17 protein-coding genes, 1 tRNA gene and 1 pseudogene are annotated in these 19,113 nt (G+C 45.6%); 6 read left to right on the forward strand and 13 right to left on the reverse strand.

Annotated elements, in window-relative coordinates:
- The 6 genes and pseudogenes from Q0R35_RS19235 to Q0R35_RS19635 form a co-directional block, all read right to left on the reverse strand.
- On the reverse strand, positions 1–769 hold a 769-nt coding region (locus Q0R35_RS19235), incomplete at its 3' end, for an FAD-dependent oxidoreductase (protein ID WP_295622210.1).
- 177 nt (positions 770–946) lie between these two features.
- On the reverse strand, positions 947–1,675 hold the full coding sequence (locus tag Q0R35_RS19240) for a GUN4 domain-containing protein (protein WP_295622211.1): 729 nt from the start codon (positions 1,673–1,675) through the stop codon (positions 947–949).
- Between the two features lie 236 nt (positions 1,676–1,911).
- Complete coding sequence (locus tag Q0R35_RS19245) at positions 1,912–3,003, reverse strand: glycosyl transferase (protein WP_295622212.1); 1,092 nt, start codon at positions 3,001–3,003, stop codon at positions 1,912–1,914.
- Positions 3,004–3,020: 17 nt separating this feature from the next.
- Positions 3,021–4,175 (reverse strand): aminotransferase class V-fold PLP-dependent enzyme, encoded by a 1,155-nt coding sequence (locus tag Q0R35_RS19250; protein ID WP_295622214.1) that lies wholly within the window; start codon positions 4,173–4,175, stop codon positions 3,021–3,023.
- Positions 4,176–4,318: 143 nt separating this feature from the next.
- Positions 4,319–5,839 carry a serine/threonine-protein kinase gene (locus Q0R35_RS19255; RefSeq protein ID WP_295622216.1) on the reverse strand — a complete coding sequence of 507 codons (1,521 nt, stop codon included), beginning with the start codon at positions 5,837–5,839 and terminating at the stop codon, positions 4,319–4,321.
- Positions 5,840–5,899: 60 nt separating this feature from the next.
- Positions 5,900–5,971: pseudogene (locus tag Q0R35_RS19635) on the reverse strand (4-Cys prefix domain-containing protein); the annotation flags it as partial.
- 272 nt (positions 5,972–6,243) lie between these two features.
- Here Q0R35_RS19635 and accD point away from each other — a divergent pair.
- The 4 genes from accD to Q0R35_RS19275 all read left to right on the forward strand — a co-directional run bounded on the left by accD (position 6,244) and on the right by Q0R35_RS19275 (position 9,893).
- Positions 6,244–7,113, forward strand: a complete 870-nt coding sequence (accD, locus tag Q0R35_RS19260) for an acetyl-CoA carboxylase, carboxyltransferase subunit beta (RefSeq protein ID WP_295622218.1) — start codon at positions 6,244–6,246, stop codon at positions 7,111–7,113.
- A 304-nt stretch (positions 7,114–7,417) separates the two neighbouring features.
- Positions 7,418–7,909 carry a photosystem II cytochrome c-550 gene (gene psbV, locus Q0R35_RS19265; RefSeq protein WP_295622220.1) on the forward strand — a complete coding sequence of 164 codons (492 nt, stop codon included), beginning with the start codon at positions 7,418–7,420 and terminating at the stop codon, positions 7,907–7,909.
- 246 nt (positions 7,910–8,155) lie between these two features.
- Positions 8,156–8,488 (forward strand): cytochrome c6 PetJ, encoded by a 333-nt coding sequence (petJ, locus tag Q0R35_RS19270; protein ID WP_295622221.1) that lies wholly within the window; start codon positions 8,156–8,158, stop codon positions 8,486–8,488.
- Between the two features lie 175 nt (positions 8,489–8,663).
- Positions 8,664–9,893 (forward strand): DNA double-strand break repair nuclease NurA, encoded by a 1,230-nt coding sequence (locus Q0R35_RS19275; RefSeq protein WP_295622222.1) that lies wholly within the window; start codon positions 8,664–8,666, stop codon positions 9,891–9,893.
- Positions 9,894–10,060: 167 nt separating this feature from the next.
- Here Q0R35_RS19275 and Q0R35_RS19280 read toward each other — a convergent pair whose 3' ends face one another.
- Both Q0R35_RS19280 and Q0R35_RS19285 read right to left on the reverse strand, forming a co-directional pair.
- Positions 10,061–11,548 (reverse strand): serine/threonine-protein kinase, encoded by a 1,488-nt coding sequence (locus Q0R35_RS19280; RefSeq protein ID WP_295622223.1) that lies wholly within the window; start codon positions 11,546–11,548, stop codon positions 10,061–10,063.
- Positions 11,549–11,773: 225 nt separating this feature from the next.
- Positions 11,774–12,913 (reverse strand): anhydro-N-acetylmuramic acid kinase, encoded by a 1,140-nt coding sequence (locus tag Q0R35_RS19285; RefSeq protein WP_295622224.1) that lies wholly within the window; start codon positions 12,911–12,913, stop codon positions 11,774–11,776.
- A gap of 244 nt (positions 12,914–13,157) precedes the next feature.
- Between Q0R35_RS19285 and rpsP the strand changes: the two genes are divergently transcribed.
- Both rpsP and Q0R35_RS19295 read left to right on the forward strand, forming a co-directional pair.
- Entirely contained in the window at positions 13,158–13,415 is a 258-nt protein-coding gene (rpsP, locus tag Q0R35_RS19290) for a 30S ribosomal protein S16 (protein WP_295622225.1), read from the forward strand.
- On the forward strand, positions 13,412–13,852 hold the full coding sequence (locus Q0R35_RS19295; protein WP_295622227.1) for a KH domain-containing protein: 441 nt from the start codon (positions 13,412–13,414) through the stop codon (positions 13,850–13,852). Before rpsP ends, Q0R35_RS19295 begins: the two co-directional genes overlap by 4 nt.
- Positions 13,853–13,869: 17 nt before the next feature.
- Here Q0R35_RS19295 and Q0R35_RS19300 read toward each other — a convergent pair whose 3' ends face one another.
- From Q0R35_RS19300 to Q0R35_RS19320, 5 genes are all read right to left on the reverse strand, one after another.
- Positions 13,870–15,114 carry an aldehyde dehydrogenase family protein gene (locus tag Q0R35_RS19300; protein WP_295622228.1) on the reverse strand — a complete coding sequence of 415 codons (1,245 nt, stop codon included), beginning with the start codon at positions 15,112–15,114 and terminating at the stop codon, positions 13,870–13,872.
- A 12-nt stretch (positions 15,115–15,126) separates the two neighbouring features.
- Positions 15,127–15,570 (reverse strand): hypothetical protein, encoded by a 444-nt coding sequence (locus tag Q0R35_RS19305; RefSeq protein ID WP_295622229.1) that lies wholly within the window; start codon positions 15,568–15,570, stop codon positions 15,127–15,129.
- A gap of 466 nt (positions 15,571–16,036) precedes the next feature.
- A tRNA-Gly gene (locus Q0R35_RS19310) sits at positions 16,037–16,108 on the reverse strand.
- A 154-nt stretch (positions 16,109–16,262) separates the two neighbouring features.
- Positions 16,263–18,605: a DNA helicase PcrA gene (gene pcrA / locus Q0R35_RS19315; protein ID WP_295622230.1), complete on the reverse strand. Its 2,343-nt coding sequence runs from the start codon at positions 18,603–18,605 to the stop codon at positions 16,263–16,265.
- A 191-nt stretch (positions 18,606–18,796) separates the two neighbouring features.
- The coding region (locus Q0R35_RS19320) for a DUF938 domain-containing protein (protein ID WP_295622232.1) at positions 18,797–19,113 on the reverse strand (317 nt) is incomplete at its 5' end.

Here is a 19,113-nt window from a genome sequence, read left to right on the forward strand (position 1 = left end):
GATCGCCAATTTTTAGTTCGCACTGACGCGCCAGCTCATCTTGAGGGCGAATCCCAGCGGAGAACACGATAATATCGGTTTCTAATTCGGTACCATCGGCAAATAACATCTTGCAGACACGTCCATTTTCGTCGGCGACAATCTCCGTCGTCGATTTGCCTGTATGAATGCCGATGCCTAAGTCTTCAATCTTCTGACGCAATACTGCGCCGCCTGCATCATCCACCTGTACGGGCATCAATCGGGGCATAAACTCGACTACATGCGTCTTGAGTCCTAAATTTTGCAGTGCGTTGGCACATTCTAAACCGAGTAAACCACCACCGACGACGACACCGACTTTACAATCTTTGGCATAAGCTTCGGTTGCTTCTAAATCGCAAATCGTCCGATAAACGAACGTACCGGGTAAATCGTTACCTTTAATCGGCGGTACGAAGGGATAAGAACCTGTCGCCAGCACGAGCTTATCGTAATCGATCTTTACTCCTTTGGCAGAAGTAACCGTTTTACTCGATCGATCGATACTTACAGCCTTATCGCCGACATGTACCTCAATGCTATTTTCTTGATAAAAATTCGGTGCCACGAGCGAGAGATCTGCGGCTGTCTTCCCTGCAAAATAACCGCTAAGATTAACTCTGTCGTAAGCTACCCGTGGCTCTTCACAAAAGCAGATTAGTTCCCAATCTGCACCTTTTGTTGCCATCTGCTCTAAGAACCGATGACCGACCATTCCATTGCCGATCGTCACTAACCGTTTTGTCATGCCAACACTGCCTATAGCTACAATAAACCTGAGTGTATCTTAGGCTAGGCAGAATTGCGAATTTTATTTGTCTCGATCGCTACAAAAAAGCCAAAGTTATGCACTAGTCGCATGGCGATCGTGCGATTAATTAAGAGATACTACCGACAATCGAACATTAATTCGATCGCGTTAAACTCAGGTATTGACTTTTTCCCAAGCTGGATGAGATAACAACGAAGAGATAACGCGCACGCCGCGCAATTGATTGGATAGGGGCAAATGACCTTTGGGAGCGGTTAAATTCCAGGTGAACGAGCCTGGGTATCGCGTCCAGTTATTACCTTCCTTCCAGCCGATTTTCGGCCAGAACTTGTCCCAATTTTTATTCATCCCCACCCACATTTCCCGCTGGATCGAGAAGCCAAATTTACCTTCAGAATGTAATAACCATAAAGCATCGATCGTGTGGAGATCGATGGTAGGCAACTGCTCGACTTCGGTAAAATAAATCCACTTGCGTTTGACGGCATCTGCACCAGCAAGCTCGCACAACTTCTCGGTGGTGAGTTTGTCGGCGGCTTGAAAATTTTGCTGGGCTAGTAATTTCTGGAGTTGGGTATAGTCTACATCCAAACTCGATGCTAGGGGAATTAGTCCGGTTGGTAATTCACGATCGAGATATGCTTGCGCTGCGGTTAATTCGCTAGAATACAATGCCTGATATACCGCTCCCATCACGATTGTTGGTTTAGTTCCCCGCTGTTGTTGGAGCCATGCGACGAGAACTTCGATTCCGGGAAGTCCCGCCGCCACGATCTGCGGGAGGATCTGCAACTGATTTTTGGGGTTGCTAGTTGTAAATTTTTCCTGCAACTCGACGACTTCCGAAGGTATCGATACTGAGGTAGTAATGAGATCGGGCATGGGTGGGGAACGGCAATGGGATGGAGTAGTCCGAACCGATATTTTACCAAAAATCAACTAACTTGTTAGTCGATCGTGAAGATTTGGCACAACTTGGATGAGTTTATCGGCGATCGGACAATCTAATAGCGCAAGTTGCTAGTTATAATCGAGGTTAAAGATTGGGGTATTAGCGATGGGATAAAACCTAAAACCTAATAGCTAAAACCTAATACCAATCCCACTAAAAACCATAACTAGCAACTTGGATTGACATTAAAGTAATCGACGATCGAACTGGCAATTGAGCAATTACCATCGGTGGCTAATTTCGCACTCACTCTCGGTGGTTGTAATGGTAGATTGAGGAAGTCCCAATTATCGGCGAAAAACAGATCGGGGCTAATTACCTGATGATAGCCATAATCTTGCATTCCATTGAGGATAATTTCAGATTCGGCAAAACCAGTCCGAGTGAGGGAGACAATGGGAATCTGGAGTTTTAAGGCTTCTGCGTATGTAGAATAGCCCGGTTTAGATACAACCCGATCGCACAACGGCATAAAATCTACGGGACGGTAAGCACGATCTACAACTTTAACTAAGTTCGGTAGATCGGGGGCATGGGCATCGAGTGTAATAAATTGATAACCTGGGAATCGATCGATATTTTGATAGGGAATTGCATCGAGACTCAAGCCACCAAAGGTAAGTAAGATCGTACGTTCTTTGGGTTGAGTCAAATTAAATTTATCGCGAATTTTATCTAAGGGATATTTAGGATCGCCGCCAGTCAAGCCGACATCTTCAATAACCGGAAAGCGATCCATCGACTCGTGCATTGGTACCCGAAATAAGCGATCGCATTGCTGATAGCATTCACCAATCCAATCCGCGATCGCCTGAAATTCCTTCCCCCAATCTCGATAGATAAAATCCCATCCAAAATTACCCGACATCCAGCAGGGCACGCCCAACTTCTTGGCAATTAAAGTTGCTAGGGGTGGCAGATCTGCAAATACTAAACTTACGCCCTGCTCCTGACAAAAAGCCACCTCTTCAGCAATTATTTCGTCTTTACTAGCGATAATATTTTGCCATTTAGCTAATGTCGCATCTAAATCCATCTTGAGGCTGTCGGCTTGCACGACACCAACATCAAACCCGCGCTGACGATAACTAAAATCACCATCGATATAACATTCCAACAACCATTTCGGAGCGGTAGTTACCATAATTAACTTTACCGATGGCAATAGCTTTTGAAGCTGTCCGGCAATTGCCGCTGTTCTGGCTGCATGACCGAATCCATGATTGGTAATGGCAATATAAACCGTCAGATTTGACATAGAATAAGCCTCGATCTCTAGTTGGTTAATTTACGCAAACATTGAATTAATTCATCAATTTCGGCAGTAGTAGTAAAGTAATGAGTACAAGCTCGAATGCAGTCAGGATCGACGATCGTTCGTAAATAGAAATGTTGCTCTTCTAAATCTTTAACTAACTTACCATGACTCCCCGTCTCTACCTGAAACGACACTAATCCCGATTGCGGTGCTGTATCGCTCAGACATTTAATTTCCGATACTTGTTGTAAATTTTCCCATAAATAAGTAGCTAAACTCACAATTTTACCAGCTCTTTCTATGCCACTTCCCCAGGCTTGATGAGTGGTAATCGCCGCACGCAATCCAGCATATAAGGGATACGCAGATGTCGCAACTTCATAACGACGTGCATCATTAACTAGTGGTAAACCGGGTTGACTATAATCGAGACTGCGCCAGCCGATAAATGTTGAATCTAAACTAGCAAAAGCATCGGGATGGATATATAAACCGCCTACTCCTTCTGGCCCACACCACCATTTGTGTCCGGTGAATGCGTAAAAGTCAATCCCTAATTTGGCTAAATTCAACGGTAATAAACCGACAGATTGAGCGGCATCTACTAAAATTCGTATCGATCGATCTCCGCCTTTATATTGCCGAATTCCCGCTGCGATTTCGGCCAACGGTAATACTTGTCCGGTATTCCATAAAACGTGACTGAGTACGACTAATCGCGTTTGTGGTTTGAGCTGTGCGGTAACCACAGCAACCGGATCGCCAGTATTGAGTGTTGCTAGCAACGGAAACAAATCGACTGTGACTTGAAACCGCCGACAAATCTCGTTAATACTCGCAATTACCCCCGGATGTTCGCAGTCAGACAGCAGAATGCGATCGCCAGGTTGCCAATTTAGACCCCACAAAGCAATATTACAGCCCGTTGTCACATTTTCCGTTAAGGCGATCGAGTCTTTAGTTACACCGAGTTCTGTGGCGATCGTCTGACGGGTCAAATTTGACTCTCGTGCCACCAAATCGCTAGTTTTGAGTCCAAATGGCCCTTGAGATTGAATCTGCGTGTAAGTGGCTACAATTGCGTCTAGAGCAGCTTGTGGCATCGGTCCCTGTCCGCCATAGTTGAAGTAGGCTTTATTCGATAAGGCTGGGAATTGTTGGCGATAATTCATGGGAGATGGGAGATGGGAGTAAGGAGTAAAGAGTAAGGAGTTTGGAGTTTGGATTGTGACGTAAGCATTACCACTTTAAACTTTCAACTTTCAACTTTTAACTATCTACTGTAAATGTCTAACTTCACACTAGGAAGGAATTACTATTTATCGATCGGTTCAAACCTTTCTAAGCTACCCTGTGAATAATCAGTCATTTTTATCGCTTTAATTGTTTTACCCAGACGTTTGTAAAGGATATCTTTCTCATCTAAACCTGCGGTTTGTTTTCGCATTCCCACAATAATTAGCTTGCGTTGAATTGTATTACCTGGTGCATTTCGCCGACAGCTACCAGTTTTAAACTGTCCTAAGTTGACGACTGGATATTCTTTAACATCAAACAATGGCTTGACAATTTGAGATTGGATCGTTCTAGCGCGATTTAGGGCGCGAGATTCTTCTTCTGCGGAAGTCCCTTCACATGAAGCCATCCCCAGTGCAATAATTCGATTAGGATTTTCCATAATTTCAAAGATATTTTGTTTTTTTGCACCTTTGTCTTTTTGCTCTAACTTATTTCTGAGCACAGCAATTGGAATCGATTCAGTTTTACCATTCAGCCTGACTTCATTATCGGAGCCTAATTGCCATTCATATTCATCGCTCAAAATTGCCATGTTAACTTCTGCCGAGCCACCGCGACTATCTGTAACTGGTAAGAATGGATAGTAAGTAACACTCCCAATTTTTTCAGGTGTTTGATATTGCAATTTTGGCAGCGGGCGGGGGCAGAGCTGATTGTATCCGCCTAAGAAATTACACTCAATTTGCTCTCGATTGGTATATGATACCAAGCCAGTCGATATTACTGCCAAAATTGCCGTACCAATTGCTGCTTTCAATCGCCAGTTATTAACAGGTGGCGATGCTAATGCAGCAATAATACAAGAGATCGATTGATGGCGATCTTGAACTTCATTCATTAACATGCGATCGATCGCCGTAGCTAATTTATCATCGATGTGGCGTTCTTGTTTTACTAATTCCGCTCGCCAAGTCCATTTATTACTCATGAAATCGTACAATCGATCGGGAGTAATATCGGTTAGTAAATGAATGCAAGTAGCACCTAAAGCATAAATATCACTGGCTGGATAAGCTACCCCTGCCCGAATTTGTTCGGGCGGCGCATAACCCATCGTTCCACCAGTCGTACCGCGCGACATGACCGTACTATTGAGATGTTTCGACATCCCAAAATCAATTAATACTAATTCACCACTATTACGCCGCATGATATTCTCTGGCTTAATATCGCGATGAATTACCCCACGATCGTGAACGAACTTGAGAATTGGTAATAAATCGTCTAATAATTTAAGAATTTTTTCTTCTGAATATGCCCCAGTTTTATCTAATTCTTTGAGCAGATTTTGCCCGTCGATAAATTCTTGAATTAGATAAAATCTCCGCTCTTGCTCTAAATATGCAAATAATTGTGGTATTTGACTAGAGTCAGCACCCAGTCTGTCTAATTGCGCTCCTTCCCGTTGAAATAACTCGATCGATTTCTCGAAGGCTTCTACATCGTCTATTACCTGTGGTGCCGGGAAAAACTGTTTGACTACACAGCGTTTTTCTTCTGGCATATCGGTATCGACTGCCAAAAAATTTCGACTCATGCCGCCACTATCAAGAAAGCTAATCGCTCGATAACGCTCTTTCAAGAGTAATTGGCTACCACAAGCTTTGCAAATCTTTTCCTCAGGTTTGTTTTGGGGTTGAGGACAGTTGGGGTTAAGGCAATAGCTCATGACTGTGATAAATGACGATCGATGCACTAGCTGAATTTTAGCTTAATGCTACACGGTTTGGAGTATGGAGTAAGAAGTAAGGAGTAAGGAGTAAGAAGTAAGGAGTAAGGAGTGAGGAGTGAGGAGTGAGGAGTGAGGAGTGGAGAGTTTAAATTGTGCTGTCTGTCGATCGTTCGAGCTAGATGGAGTGGGAACTCGATCGCAAACACGAGATAATAGATTTAATTGCTTGTTTACTATAGACCGATCGCTGTTAATCGATCGCCGCCATAATGCCTCAAATCACATCTCTATTCGATTGGTTTGCAGATCGTCAAAAAACTAGTCCCAGCATTCAGCAACAACAGGAGCGAGAAATTGCCGATGGGCTATGGACTAAGTGTGAAGATTGTAACGCGATCGCCTACTCCAAAGATCTAATCGCCAATCAGATGGTTTGTCTAGAATGCGGACATCACAAACGTGTATCTTGTCACGAACGCATCGCTCAACTTATCGATGCCGATACCTGGGTACCTCTAGACGAACATCTGCAACCCACCGATCCCCTAAAGTTTAAAGATCTCAAAGCCTACAGCGACAAATTGCGAGATACCCAGCGCAAAACTGGATTGACAGATGCCGTACTGACTGGATCTGGAAAAATTGAAGGCTCCCCTGTAGCATTAGGGGTAATGGATTTTCAATTTATGGGTGGTAGCATGGGTTCTGTCGTTGGTGAAAAGCTTGCCCGCGCGATCGAATATGCTACCAAAAACCGGATGCCAGTGGCGATCGTTTGTGCCTCTGGGGGTGCCAGAATGCAGGAAGGAATGCTCAGTCTCATGCAAATGGCGAAAATTTCTGGGGCGTTAGAGCGTCACCGCGAAGCCCGATTGCTTTATTTACCGATCCTTACCAATCCCACTACAGGCGGTGTGATTGCCAGTTTTGCCATGCTAGGCGACATTATTCTCGCCGAACCCAAAGCCACGATCTGTTTCGCTGGTAGACGAGTAATCGAACAAACCCTGCGCGAAAAATTGCCTGATGACTTCCAGACATCTGAGTACTATTTCCAAAAGGGTTTTGTAGACAAAATCGTCCCCCGCACTCAACTCAAGCGGACGGTTGCTCAGTTGGTGAGATTGCATCAGAGTTAGGAGATGGGAGTTCGGAGATGGGAGAGTAAGAGCGAACAGAAGTGACGATCGTAATTTAGCGGATGGATTTAGATCGTTGTTCGCGACGCGAACCTCCGAACTCCCATCCCCCATCTCCGAACTCCCATCTCCCATCTCCCATCTCTTTGTAAATTTTTCTTTACTTTATGAGGAAAAATGAGCGACTCTCGACCAAGATAATGAGATGATATAGGTAATATAAGATAGCTGTGGCTTGAGTCTTGAGTTTAGCTGTATTGTGTAATTATCATTTAATCTAAGTTATCTTTTTTGAGGGAGAACCATGTTCAAGCGATTCCTGTTGCTGGCTGTGGCAACCATATTGTTTGCATTCCAAACCTTAGTTACCAGTGCTAACGCCATCGAACTCGATGCGGCAACGCGCACAGTCCAATTGAATGCCCAGGGTGAAACTGCCACCCTCAACCTCAAACAAGTCAATAAAGGTAGACAACTATTTGCATCGACTTGCGCTCAATGTCATGCTGGTGGTGTTACCAAAACTGACTTTAATGTGGGTTTGAGTCCTGTCGATTTGTCTGGTGCGACACCCGCACGCGACAATATCGTGGCATTGGTCGATTACATGCATCATCCCACTACCTACGATGGCGAAACTCCAATTGCTGAGTTACACCCTAGTATGGATAGTGCCGATATCTTCACCGAAATGAAGAATCTCTCTGAGAATGACATGTATGCTATTGCCGGACATATCTTGATGCAGCCCAAAATTATGGGCGAGCAATGGGGTGGCGGTAAAACAGTCAGATAGGTGACTGGTATAGGTATTGCTGTTGGAAGTGGCGATCTCAACTGGGGTAAATCTTTGCTGTAGATCGTCGATGCATACTTCGGTACATATGACAATCGAAGTATGTAGCCATCCACTCATTTACACCCGAAATTGTGAAAATTTCCATCCAGATCGGTACTTTTACCGATCGTAATCCATCCAGATTGGATACAATAGATGGTTGTAAGTTTATGTTTCTTAATTTTAGATAAGAGGAAGACCGTTTTGAAAAAGCTGATTTCGATGTTCGCAGTAGCGATCGCCTTATTCACAGTTACATTTAGTAGTCCTGCGTTTGCTGCTGAGGTAGCTAGCGGTGCTAAAATTTTTAGTGCCAACTGTGCGGCTTGTCATGCTGGTGGCAACAATGTCATCATGGCAAACAAGAATCTTAAAAAAGAAGCTCTCGCGACGTACGGGATGAACACGGTAGCGGCAATTACCACTCAAGTAACTAAGGGTAAAAATGCCATGCCTGCTTTTGGTGGTAGACTCAGTGCCGCTCAAATCGAAGATGTTGCTACCTATGTCTTAGCTCAATCCGAAAAAGGTTGGTAGTACTTGCTAAAGATATCTTTGACTGACTCAAACATCTAGTTGGCTGAGTTTATCGATAATAGTGGCTGGTAATTGCTGAAGGTCGATCGAGAAGTTGCTTATATGCTAAGTTATTCTCTATCGCAGATAGGCGATCGCCAGCCACTAAGCTGTTTAAGGATCGAAAACGGAGCAGATGCTAGATATTAACAAAGTTGCTAAACAATTACCCGGCATCGGTCAACATTTAGTCAGAGAAAATACCGCCAACCAGCATCGCTTACAGCTAGCAACAGCTTCATTCGAGCAAGCGATTTCCCGACAGGCAGAGCTAGCCCAAATCCATCAGCAGTGGGGCAATCGGCTATTTTTCAATACCTCAATTCCAGTCGAACCCCTCGACACCCGAATCGATATTGCCGCACCGCCAGCACAACAAACAGTACTAGCGACAGATGGTTCTCAAATTGCCCCCAGTCATCATGAAATTGCCTACTGCTACCTGATTAATGTCGGTAGGGTGATGATTCATTACGGGCAGAATTTACACCCGCTCCTCGACAGTATTCCTGAAGTTTTTTACCAGCAAGCCGATTTATATATCTCCCGCCAGTGGGGAATTAGTACCGAGGAATGGTTGGGCTATCGGCGGGCAGTATCCGAAGCGACAGTCCTCGCCGAATTGGGCTGTAACTGGGTGAATCCACCATTTGGGTTTGATGATAAGGTAGACCCAGTTGCGACCCCGCCACAGCCGCGCGTACCCACCCTAGCGATGGTCGATGGTTCGCTAGTCTATTGGTTTTTGGAGCAATTACCCACCGATGCTCGCGAACAGATTCTCAATCCGATTTTAGCGGCTTGGGAAGAGTTACGAGTTGCCGGAATTCCGATCGTTGGTTATTTGAGTTCTTCGCGGAGTATCGATAATCTCAATCTGCTGCGGCTGTTAACTTGTCCCCACGATGTGCCAGATTGTCCGAACCATTGTGCCGATGCTACTCGCTTACCCTGTCAGCAGTTTGAAGGAGTGCGAGATACCACCTTATGGAATACGCATTTAGCCCCCGGACAACGCAGTTGTTGGTGGCAGAGTACTGCTAAAATTTTAGACTGGTATGACGATCGCCACAAGATCTATTTTTGCTATCTGCATGTTGGTACCGAAATCGCACGGGTGGAAGTACCCGCCTGGGTAGCTCAGGATGAAGCGTTATCGAGTATGGCATTGAGTCTAATCGTCGCCCAAGTAAATAAGGGTTATGGCTACCCAGTGGCGTTAGCAGAGGCTCATAATCAAGCCGTCGTCAGGGGTGCAGATCGATCGACCTTTTTCGCACTGCTAGAGCGAGAACTGATTAAAACTGGTATCAAAAATGTCGCGACATCTTACAAAGAAACCAGAAAGCGCGGTAGTGTTGCCTAATTTTGCTGCGTTACCGAATAACTAAAAATTGTCATCAATGCTCGATCGTCAACAGGTGTATTTAATTACTAGTAGTGCTGAAACAGGTACCCTAGAATCTTTACCAGCCCCGATTTCAATCGGAGGCGGTGCTAGAGCGGAGCAAATATCCTTAATCCTAACCCACGCTAATTTAATGTTTTCTTAGAAATTTGTCGCTGAAGGCTGGCGACTAATTTGGGCTTGAGAGCTTCTAATTCTTCTTTGAGCGATCGTTTGCTTTCTTTAATTTGACCGTGGGTAGCGGGGCTATTTTTACTTTCTAACGACCATTCCTTGAGTAGTTGAATCTTACGCAATGGCACTTTACCTTCGATCGTACAAACACAATGTTCGTCACCTTCAAGCGAAAATAGTACCAATCGATAAACCCCTGTCTGGGTGAGAACTTGCAGAATCTTTTCGCCAATTGGTTTTTTGAGATCCAAATAACAGGGTAGCATTCGGTGTTGTTGCTCGTTCTGGTAGAGCGTTGTCAGCCACAGCAGCATCGGATGGGGCGCACCGACAAACAGAAATTGTGAATGCGGTTTATTATGTTTATATTTTTCAATATCGCTGGGTGAGAGCATAATCCACATCGTTGCCAATTCCAGATCTTGATACGGAATGAGCTGCGGAAAGACGATTTCCGCGCGGGGTTTATCTTTCGGCCAAATACTTTGACGGCAGATTTCATCGGCAGTGAGGGGCGTTTTTCGTTCTAGCTCTTGCGAGATGACTAGCTCTGCCGAACGAGCTGGTGCTTGTTCGATCTGTTCGAGAATTTTGAGCACGTCGTTGACACAATTGGGTCGCTGTTCGGGCGTTTTTGCCATACACTGATTGACGACATCAATTAGTGCTTGTGGCAAAGTTAGTTTGGCTCTAACTTCGCTAAACGATTTGGGTTTTTGATAGTGGTGAGACTGAAACCAACCCTCAAAAGAACTAGCTTTAGGCTTGAGCGGTAATTCGCCTGTGAGCATTTGGAACATCATAATGCCCAAGCTGTAAATATCAGCCCGATTATCTAGCGTTTTGCCATCCATCTGTTCGGGCGAACAGTAAGCAGGCGTGCCCATAAATCCTGTCGGCGAATCATCTGATTTGAGTAAAGCAATCCCAAAATCGAGAATTTTGACCAGCTCGCCCAATGTGGCATCTTTAGTAATAATAATGTTGCTGGGCTTAATATCGCGGTGTACGACTTGAGTGACATTACCATCGACCTCAATCCCATCATGAGCGCACTGCAACCCCAAACAAATCTGACGCATGAAACTAAAAAATCTCGGTAGCGGCACGGGTTTGTTTTGCATCGCATCCTTGAGACTGTCGCCCTTGAGGTATTCCATTACATAAAAAGGCATCTCCTCATCATCGACACCGTAGTCGCGCACCTTCACGATGTGGATGCTCTTTTCCCCCAACAGCGCGCTAATTGTCGCTTCGCGCATAAACCTGTCTCGCACTCGCTGGTTCATTTTCGATCGCGACAGAAATTTGACAGCAACAATTACGCCGCCGAGGAGGGTATCTTTGGCTTGATACACTTGCCCCATCGAACCTTTGCCTGCTATCTCTAAGAGCTGATAGCGTTGAACGAGTAAACGACCATAATATTCATCTCTCACGCGATCGATGCCTCCATGCCGCTCGATAATGAGATCGCGAACGCCTGATTAATAATCCGAGTTTGAAAGTAAAAATTGAACATCAATACGAAAGCGATCGGGTGATACTGGTAAATCTGCCTCAGAGCGAACGTGCTGTAGATCGATCGATGCAGACCGATCGTTCTCTATTTTGGGTGTAAATTTGAGGACGCGATCGATGCGCTTATTTTCAATATACCCAAATCATTGTAAATGATGGACATCACCTAATAGTACCGCTTGTTTTGCCCCAGTAGCCGTAGGTAAATTGCCCGGAATTTCTCGCTCTCGCCAATATGCCAACACCGCAAAGGCAATAGCTTCTTTGTAGTCGCCATTTATACCCGCATCATCGGTAGTCGCGATCTCGATTTTGGGTAAATGATGTTGCAGTCGTCGATGTAAATAAAGATTACGACTACCACCGCCACAGAGTAATATGCGATCGGGCAATCGTGGTAAAAAACGATGGTAGCTATCAGCGATACTACTAGCCGTAAAATCGGTGAGTGTAGCTAATAGATCTGCATCGCTAAGTCGATCGGCAGTTGCATCTGCCATACAAGCATGAAGATATTCCGCTCCAAACAGCTCTCTGCCCGTCGATTTAGGGGGTGCAGCTCGAAAATAGTCTTGCGCTAACCATTTAGCAACCAGCCGCACACAGACGCTACCAGTGGCTGCCCAGGCACCATCGCGATCGAAGGTCAATTTACCATCGCTGAGGTGGGCGACAGCCAGATCGAGCAAGCTATTCCCCGGCCCGGTATCCCAGCCACAAATCTGCCGTTCCCAGTCGGGTTGGCTGTTTGGCGGCAGATACGCTACATTCCCAATCCCGCCGATGTTCTGAATGCACCGATGTTCGCGGGGATGACTGAGCATATAGGCATCGGGTTTGGGCACGAGCGGCGCACCTTGTCCGCCAGCAGCGATATCGGCAGCCCGAAAATTATCGATCGTGGTAATTTGAGCGAGTGCCGCAATTAGTTCGCCCCGACCGATTTGGAGGCTATAACCCATTGCCCCAGGCGTAGTAGGACGATGGAACACAGTTTGACCGTGCGAACCAATTAATGTCGCCGCAGGTAAGTCGGCTTGAATAGCCATCGCCGCTTTAGCAAAACAACCCGCGATCGCATCATCTAATTCTGCCAACTCTAGCATCGATAACTTTGCCCCACCACAGACAGCCAAAATCTGCGATCGCAGTTCGGCAGGATAAGGATAAGTCGCCCCAGCTAATAACTCCACTCGTAAATCGAGCGTCGTCCCCCCAATCTCCACCAAAGCCGCATCGATCCCATCCACCGATGTCCCACTCATCAACCCAATTACTTTCATTCAGCTACTCTCCTTACTCCTTACTCCTTACTCCTTACTCCTTACTCCTTACTCCTTACTCCTTACTCCTTACTCCTTACTCCTTACTCCTTACTCCTTACTCCCATCTCCCATCTCCCATCTCCCCGCTCCCATCTCCCCGCTCAAAAAAACAAAATCGAGAACTATCAATGCCTGTGCTATAATTGAAAGGCTGTGGGTAAATAATCTAACTCACCAATATTACCAGCTAAACTGCTTCAAAATGATTAAAATACGGCTCAAAAGATTTGGTAAAAAGCGGGAAGCTAGCTACCGTCTGGTCGCGATGCAAAGTACCTCCAGACGCGACGGTCTGCCCTTAGAAGAATTAGGCTTCTACAACCCCAGAACTGATGAAGTACGTCTCGATAACGACGCAATTCTCAGAAGAATCAGCCAAGGTGCCCAGCCCACCGAAACCGTCCGCCGGATCCTAGAAAAAGCGAATGTAATCGAGCCAGCAGGTAGAAAAGCAACGTGACAGTTTCGACCCCTCAAACCAACTTGCCCGACTACGGGCAACTGGTAAAATTCCTATTCCAACCGTTTGTAAGCGCAGCAGACGCAATCGGTGTCGATTGTGAGTACACGATCGAGAATCGCCGCGTCTGGATTCGGGTGGCGATTGCTACTGCCGACCAAGGTAATGCTTTTGGTCGAGGTGGCCGAAACGTTCAGGCCATAAGGACGATCCTCCAAACCGCCGCCACCGCTGTAGGTCAATCGGTACATTTAGATGTCTATGGCAGCAACAATTCTAGCTCTAGACATCGAGACTCAGATGATGGCGAATCATCTGGCAATACATCCACGCCAGTCGAAAATCGTCCGCCCGTAGCCAAGCCAGTCCGTGCGAATCCCAATCGCAGAGCGAATGGCGACGGCGACAGCGTACCCTCACCCCGCCCCCGTCGCTAAGTCACAAGCCCAGGCAATTAACCCATTGTTACTTGTTGATTTGCCATCAATGCTGCTAAACCGATCGCACCACGTTGGGAACCAGGATAATTAGACATTCCCAACCAAATGCGATCGCAGCCTTGTTGATGGCGATAAAACCGGGGTGAAGCATTTACATAAACGCAAGCACTATTAATCCCAGCGACAAATTGCTGGGTTTCCAGATACGAATCGGTAACGATACAATCGGCATGTCCGCTACTGTAGCGATCGATTGTCGCAATTGCCGCATCGACGTTATCAACCAATTTAAAAGCGACAATTTTGCGGAGATACGGCTGATACCATTCCCGATCTTGGGCTAATTGCAAATGTTCGCCATAATTCGATACCAACTCCCGATCGCCGTGGAGTACAAAGCCTTTCTCCTTCAAGCTTTTCCAGAGTGTCGTCAGCGATGTTGAGGAGCGATCTCGATGAATCAACACCTTTTCGATCGCATTCACAGCATCGGGTTCGCCCACATGACTATCGCAAATCGCCTGACGGACGATCTCTAAATTGCCATTAGCACCCCAATATAAGTAGCAATTACCGATCGCCGCAGGTAAAATCGCGACTGTTGCCTGTTGGGTGACTTGATGGATCAAACTCGGACGACCATAGCAAATAGCTAGATTAACCTGCTGAGTTCGCGTTAGCAGCTCGTATAACAGGCTCGGACTCGAATCGACGATCTGGACTGCATCTGGAGGTAAATCGACCCGTTCTAGCCCAGATCTGAGGGTATTGGCGATCGCGAGGTTAGTATGTTGAGTCTCAATTCCGCCCCTGAGTACGATACTGTTTCCCGTTTTAATGCCCATTCCAGCGGCGATTGCCCCTAATTCTGGCAATGCTTCGTAAATAAAAGCGATCGTGCCTAAAGGTCTGACTCGACGGTAACTATGCCGATCTCCGCCCTGCGAACCGATATCTGTCGCGCCATACGTCGATGACAGTTCGCCCAAACGATGCAGTAAATCTATATACCGCTGAAGACGTTCGGGGGTAAGTTTCAACCACTCTAGCAGTAGATCGGAGATGCCTAATTCTCGACTCGCTTCTAAATCGAGGGTATTGGCTTCGAGAATATCGTGAAAAGACCCTCGCAAAGCTGTCGCCATCGATCCGATCGCTTGTTCTCGCTGCTTGCTATTTGTCAGCGCGAGGTGTCGTCCAGCTTGAATCGATTGAGCTAGCACGCTAGCTAGGCTGGGGTTGGCATTCGCGTGTTCCATATAAATAGGTGTTTAACCTCGATCGAATAACCAGAGCGTAACCACGATAAGTACAATAATAGCTATCGTTATTGATATTACAAGATTAAGGATCGGACTAGTGAAGATCGTACGATAATATAGTTGAAAAATAATCAGTAGCAATCCGATCGGACTCAAACATTGGATCCAGAACATCCTAGCAGTTCGCGAACCGATAACTGTCCCAAAATTGCCTGTAGGCAAGGATCTGAGCGTTTGAAATCGTTTGCCATTCCAATAATAACGCCGCTTGTACGGATAAATCGATGCTAATTCCTCGATCGCCAAGCCGTCTGCTTGCAATACATATATCCGATGGCATCGATCGCAGCCAAATGCCTCGGTTAACACGATTGGGCGCAGTTTACCGTTAAGATGGCACGGACAAGGATATTCTTGGTTTAAATAAATTTTTTCGTGTTGATTGGGTGCCACAAAGTATATGAGTGGGGAGATAGGAGTACAGTTCGGGATAAGAAAAGTCAGTTTGCTTCGCTTAGACACCGCCCTCAAATGAATTTGCGGATGCATTTTCGGACGGGTTCCCCGTCCATGAAAATGCACCAAGCAGGGGCTAATAGCTCAAGTTCTCTTCAGAGAACTATTAGATTAATTAGTTCGTTTCAACGAACTTTGGCTATTAGCCCGTTGGCGTTGGCGTAGCCTGCCGTAGGCACAGCCTCTCGGAACGAGACACTTCTAGTTCAGGGCGGTGTTTGAACGGAGCTAGGAGTCATTGAGCGGGAATCCTTATCCCGAACTGACGTTGAGTAGGTGCCAAAATTAAGGCTGGTACCTTTGAGCTATATTAGTTAATTTTTAGATGTCATGTAAAAAGTCCCCCCGTAATTGGAAGGACTCTTATTCAATCTAGCCTATTTAGACAGATTTTACAGATTTAAGCGGGAGACGCGATTCGAACGCGCGACATCAACCTTGGCAAGGTTGCGCTCTACCACTGAGCTACACCCGCATTGGTGTTCTTAACCACATCTAATATAATCGCATGACTTTCGCTGGTTGTCAATAGTTAGATTTGACTTTCTGCGAAAGTCAGGCTTTGGGCTTTAGGGGAACTGGACGAAAACAATATTAAAAATGATGCCATTTTTACTTTCGCAAGAGGTCTATTCAATTTTTTGCAGTCCAGCAGTTTTCGGATCGACAATTTTTTGACCGACGTTAGGAAATTTAATGGCGACAGATTGTTTGGTGCCAGTACCAAAAACGTGAGAGATTTGACCTACTCCAAAACTGCGATGAATGACCCGATCGCCAACGTGCCATGCTGTTGTTTGGTTGGCTACAGTACCGATGGTTTTAGGGTCTTTTGGAGCGGTTCTCGTGGCAGTTTGACCTTTAACTTTGGTACGCAGATTACTATTAATTAATTCGGGGGGTAATTCGCCAATAAATTGCGATCGAATCGCGGGTTCTCTGGAGCCATATAAGCGGCGTTCGCGAGCGTGGGAAAGATATAACATTTCTTGAGCGCGAGTGATACCCACATAACATAACCTGCGTTCTTCTTCGACAGCCATCGGATCGTTGAGCGATCGATAACTGGGGAACAATCCAGCTTCTAATCCGACTAAAAAGACGATCGGAAACTCTAGCCCCTTGGAGGCATGTAATGTCATTAGTGAGACGGCTTCTTTACCTTCTTGAAGATTGTCTAAATCGGAGCTGAGAGCGGCACTAGATAGATAGGCTTCGAGGCTTGGTGTCTCATTTTCTTCTTGAAATTGGAGTGTGGCATTGACTAATTCTTGGATGTTTTGAACGCGTTCTAGAGCTTCATCCGTACCTTGATTTTGCAGCTCACTGACGTAGCCAGTATCTTCAATAATGCCAGTGACGATATCGACAACGGGACGAGTTTGGGCTTCACTCCGCCACTTATTAATAATCTCGGCAAAAGTTAGCACTCCTTTTGAAGATCGTCCGGCGACTGTTTTGACTGATGTATCATCATTTAAGATTTCCCATAACGGTACGCCTAATTGATGAGCGGCATTCTGAAGATTATCGATCGTAGTTTGTCCGACTCCGCGCCGGGGTGTATTGATGACGCGGAGCAAACTAACGGTATCGCTAGGGTTGGCGATCGCCCGTAAATATGCCACAATATCTTTAACTTCACGGCGATCGTAGAATTTCAAACCGCCGACAATGGTATAGGGAATTTGCGATCGGACAAATGCATCTTCAATCGGTCGCGATTGAGCATTGGTACGATATAACGCCGCAAAGTTACCGTAATTAAGTTCGGGATTTTCGCGCAATAATCGCCGAATTTGACTGACGACAAACTCAGCCTCATCAATCTCATTATCGGCGGTATATAAAAATATGGGTTCGCCTTCACCGCGCGTCGCAATTAGAACCTTATCGATCCGTTGAGTATTTTTTTGAATGAGATGATTGGCAGCCGCTAAGATATTTTCACGCGATCGATAATTCTCCTCTAGCTTCACCATTGTTTCAGTCCGATCGTCTGGCATACTATCGCCAAAGTCATCTTGAAAATTCATCAGAATCGTGAAATCTGCGGCTCTAAATGAATAAATCGATTGATCGGCATCGCCAACCACAAAGATCGATCGATGTTCCCAGGCATCGAAAGTTTTGCTATCGACATTATTAGTTACTAAGAGTTGAATCAGATCGTACTGTGTCCGATTGGTATCCTGATACTCATCGACTAAAATATGTCTGAATTTCCGGTGCCAATAATCTAATATTTGAGCATTCTGGCGAAATAGTTGAACGGGGACTAATAATAAATCGTCGAAGTCGAGAGCATTATTCGCACATAGAGCATCTTGATAATGCTTGTAAACATCAGCTATCACTCGCCCTTTATAGTCATTTTGTTCTCTGCTATATTCATCCGGCGATAAGCCCTTATTTTTAGCAGTACTAATCGCATAGCGGACAGAACGCGGATCGAACTTTTTGTCATCTAAGTCTAACTGTTTGACAACTATTTGCTTGACCAAGCCTTGACAGTCACCATCATCAAAAATCGAAAAGTTTTTGTTCCATTTCCTCCCCTTATCATCCTGGTACTTCTCAATATCAAATCGTAATACCTTACTAAATAAACCGTGGAAGGTACCAACCCAGAGATCTTTAATAATTGTCTTGTAGACATGCGATCGCAATTGAGTTTGTTGATACTCATCTAAAGCTCCCCAAGCCTTACCGAATTTAAGATCGGCTTGTTGCTGGGCGAATAGTAATTCGATTCGCGATCGCATTTCTTTAGCAGCTTTATTAGTAAAGGTAACTGCTAAAATGTGAGCGGGATCGACGTGATGAGTGCGAATTAAATTGGCAATGCGATAAGTTAGGGCGCGAGTTTTGCCACTACCAGCACCAGCGACTACCAATAAGGCTCCGCAATAATGCTCGACAGAACGCCGTTGCGAGGGGTTGAGATGTGCGAGAAAGTCGGTATTAGCCATTTGAGAGGGGGGATTAAATTTCTGGAGATGTTGCGGAGATCTACCCACCCCGAATGCAGCCTTGCGGCTGATTCGCCCCTCCAAGGAAGGGATTTTTCATGCCAACGCCATTACCAGCAGATCTTTCCGGCTCCCTCCCCTTTCTAAGGGGAGGGTTGGGGTGGGGTAAAGATCTCCGCCTAAGTCAGATATTATCCAACCATTCTAAAGACAACTGAAAGATTATTAGCGGGCATTGGGTAAACTTTTTGCAGCTCTAACTGGTGGCTGTGAGCGACAGCGACGATTTCTTCTAAATCTCGAATGCCCCATGCTGGATTCTGGCTCCTAAGACTCTCATCGAAAGCCTCATTACTCAGAGCTTTATGAATTCCACCTTGCTTGAATGGGCCATATAAATACAAGATACCACCTGTAGACAGAACGCGGTTTGCGCCTGCAAATAGCCCCAAGTAAGCCGATTTTGTCGCAATATGAATCATGTTAATATTCACGATCGCGGTAATTG

Source organism: Chamaesiphon sp. GL140_3_metabinner_50 (assembly GCF_025361915.1).
In the GTDB taxonomy this organism is placed as follows: domain Bacteria; phylum Cyanobacteriota; class Cyanobacteriia; order Cyanobacteriales; family Chamaesiphonaceae; genus Chamaesiphon.

What these genes read in the sequence shown, in the direction of transcription:
- Q0R35_RS19240 (WP_295622211.1), bottom strand. Translation starts at nt 1,675, where the DNA reads ATGCCCGATCTCATTACTACCTCAGTATCGATACCTTCGGAAGTCGTC.
- Q0R35_RS19245 (WP_295622212.1), bottom strand. Translation starts at nt 3,003, where the DNA reads ATGTCAAATCTGACGGTTTATATTGCCATTACCAATCATGGATTCGGT.
- Q0R35_RS19250 (WP_295622214.1), bottom strand. Translation starts at nt 4,175, where the DNA reads ATGAATTATCGCCAACAATTCCCAGCCTTATCGAATAAAGCCTACTTC.
- Q0R35_RS19255 (WP_295622216.1), bottom strand. Translation starts at nt 5,839, where the DNA reads ATGAGTCGAAATTTTTTGGCAGTCGATACCGATATGCCAGAAGAAAAA.
- accD (WP_295622218.1), top strand. Translation starts at nt 6,244, where the DNA reads ATGCCTCAAATCACATCTCTATTCGATTGGTTTGCAGATCGTCAAAAA.
- psbV (WP_295622220.1), top strand. Translation starts at nt 7,418, where the DNA reads ATGTTCAAGCGATTCCTGTTGCTGGCTGTGGCAACCATATTGTTTGCA.
- Q0R35_RS19275 (WP_295622222.1), top strand. Translation starts at nt 8,664, where the DNA reads ATGCTAGATATTAACAAAGTTGCTAAACAATTACCCGGCATCGGTCAA.
- Q0R35_RS19285 (WP_295622224.1), bottom strand. Translation starts at nt 12,913, where the DNA reads ATGAAAGTAATTGGGTTGATGAGTGGGACATCGGTGGATGGGATCGAT.
- rpsP (WP_295622225.1), top strand. Translation starts at nt 13,158, where the DNA reads ATGATTAAAATACGGCTCAAAAGATTTGGTAAAAAGCGGGAAGCTAGC.
- Q0R35_RS19300 (WP_295622228.1), bottom strand. Translation starts at nt 15,114, where the DNA reads ATGGAACACGCGAATGCCAACCCCAGCCTAGCTAGCGTGCTAGCTCAA.
- pcrA (WP_295622230.1), bottom strand. Translation starts at nt 18,605, where the DNA reads ATGGCTAATACCGACTTTCTCGCACATCTCAACCCCTCGCAACGGCGT.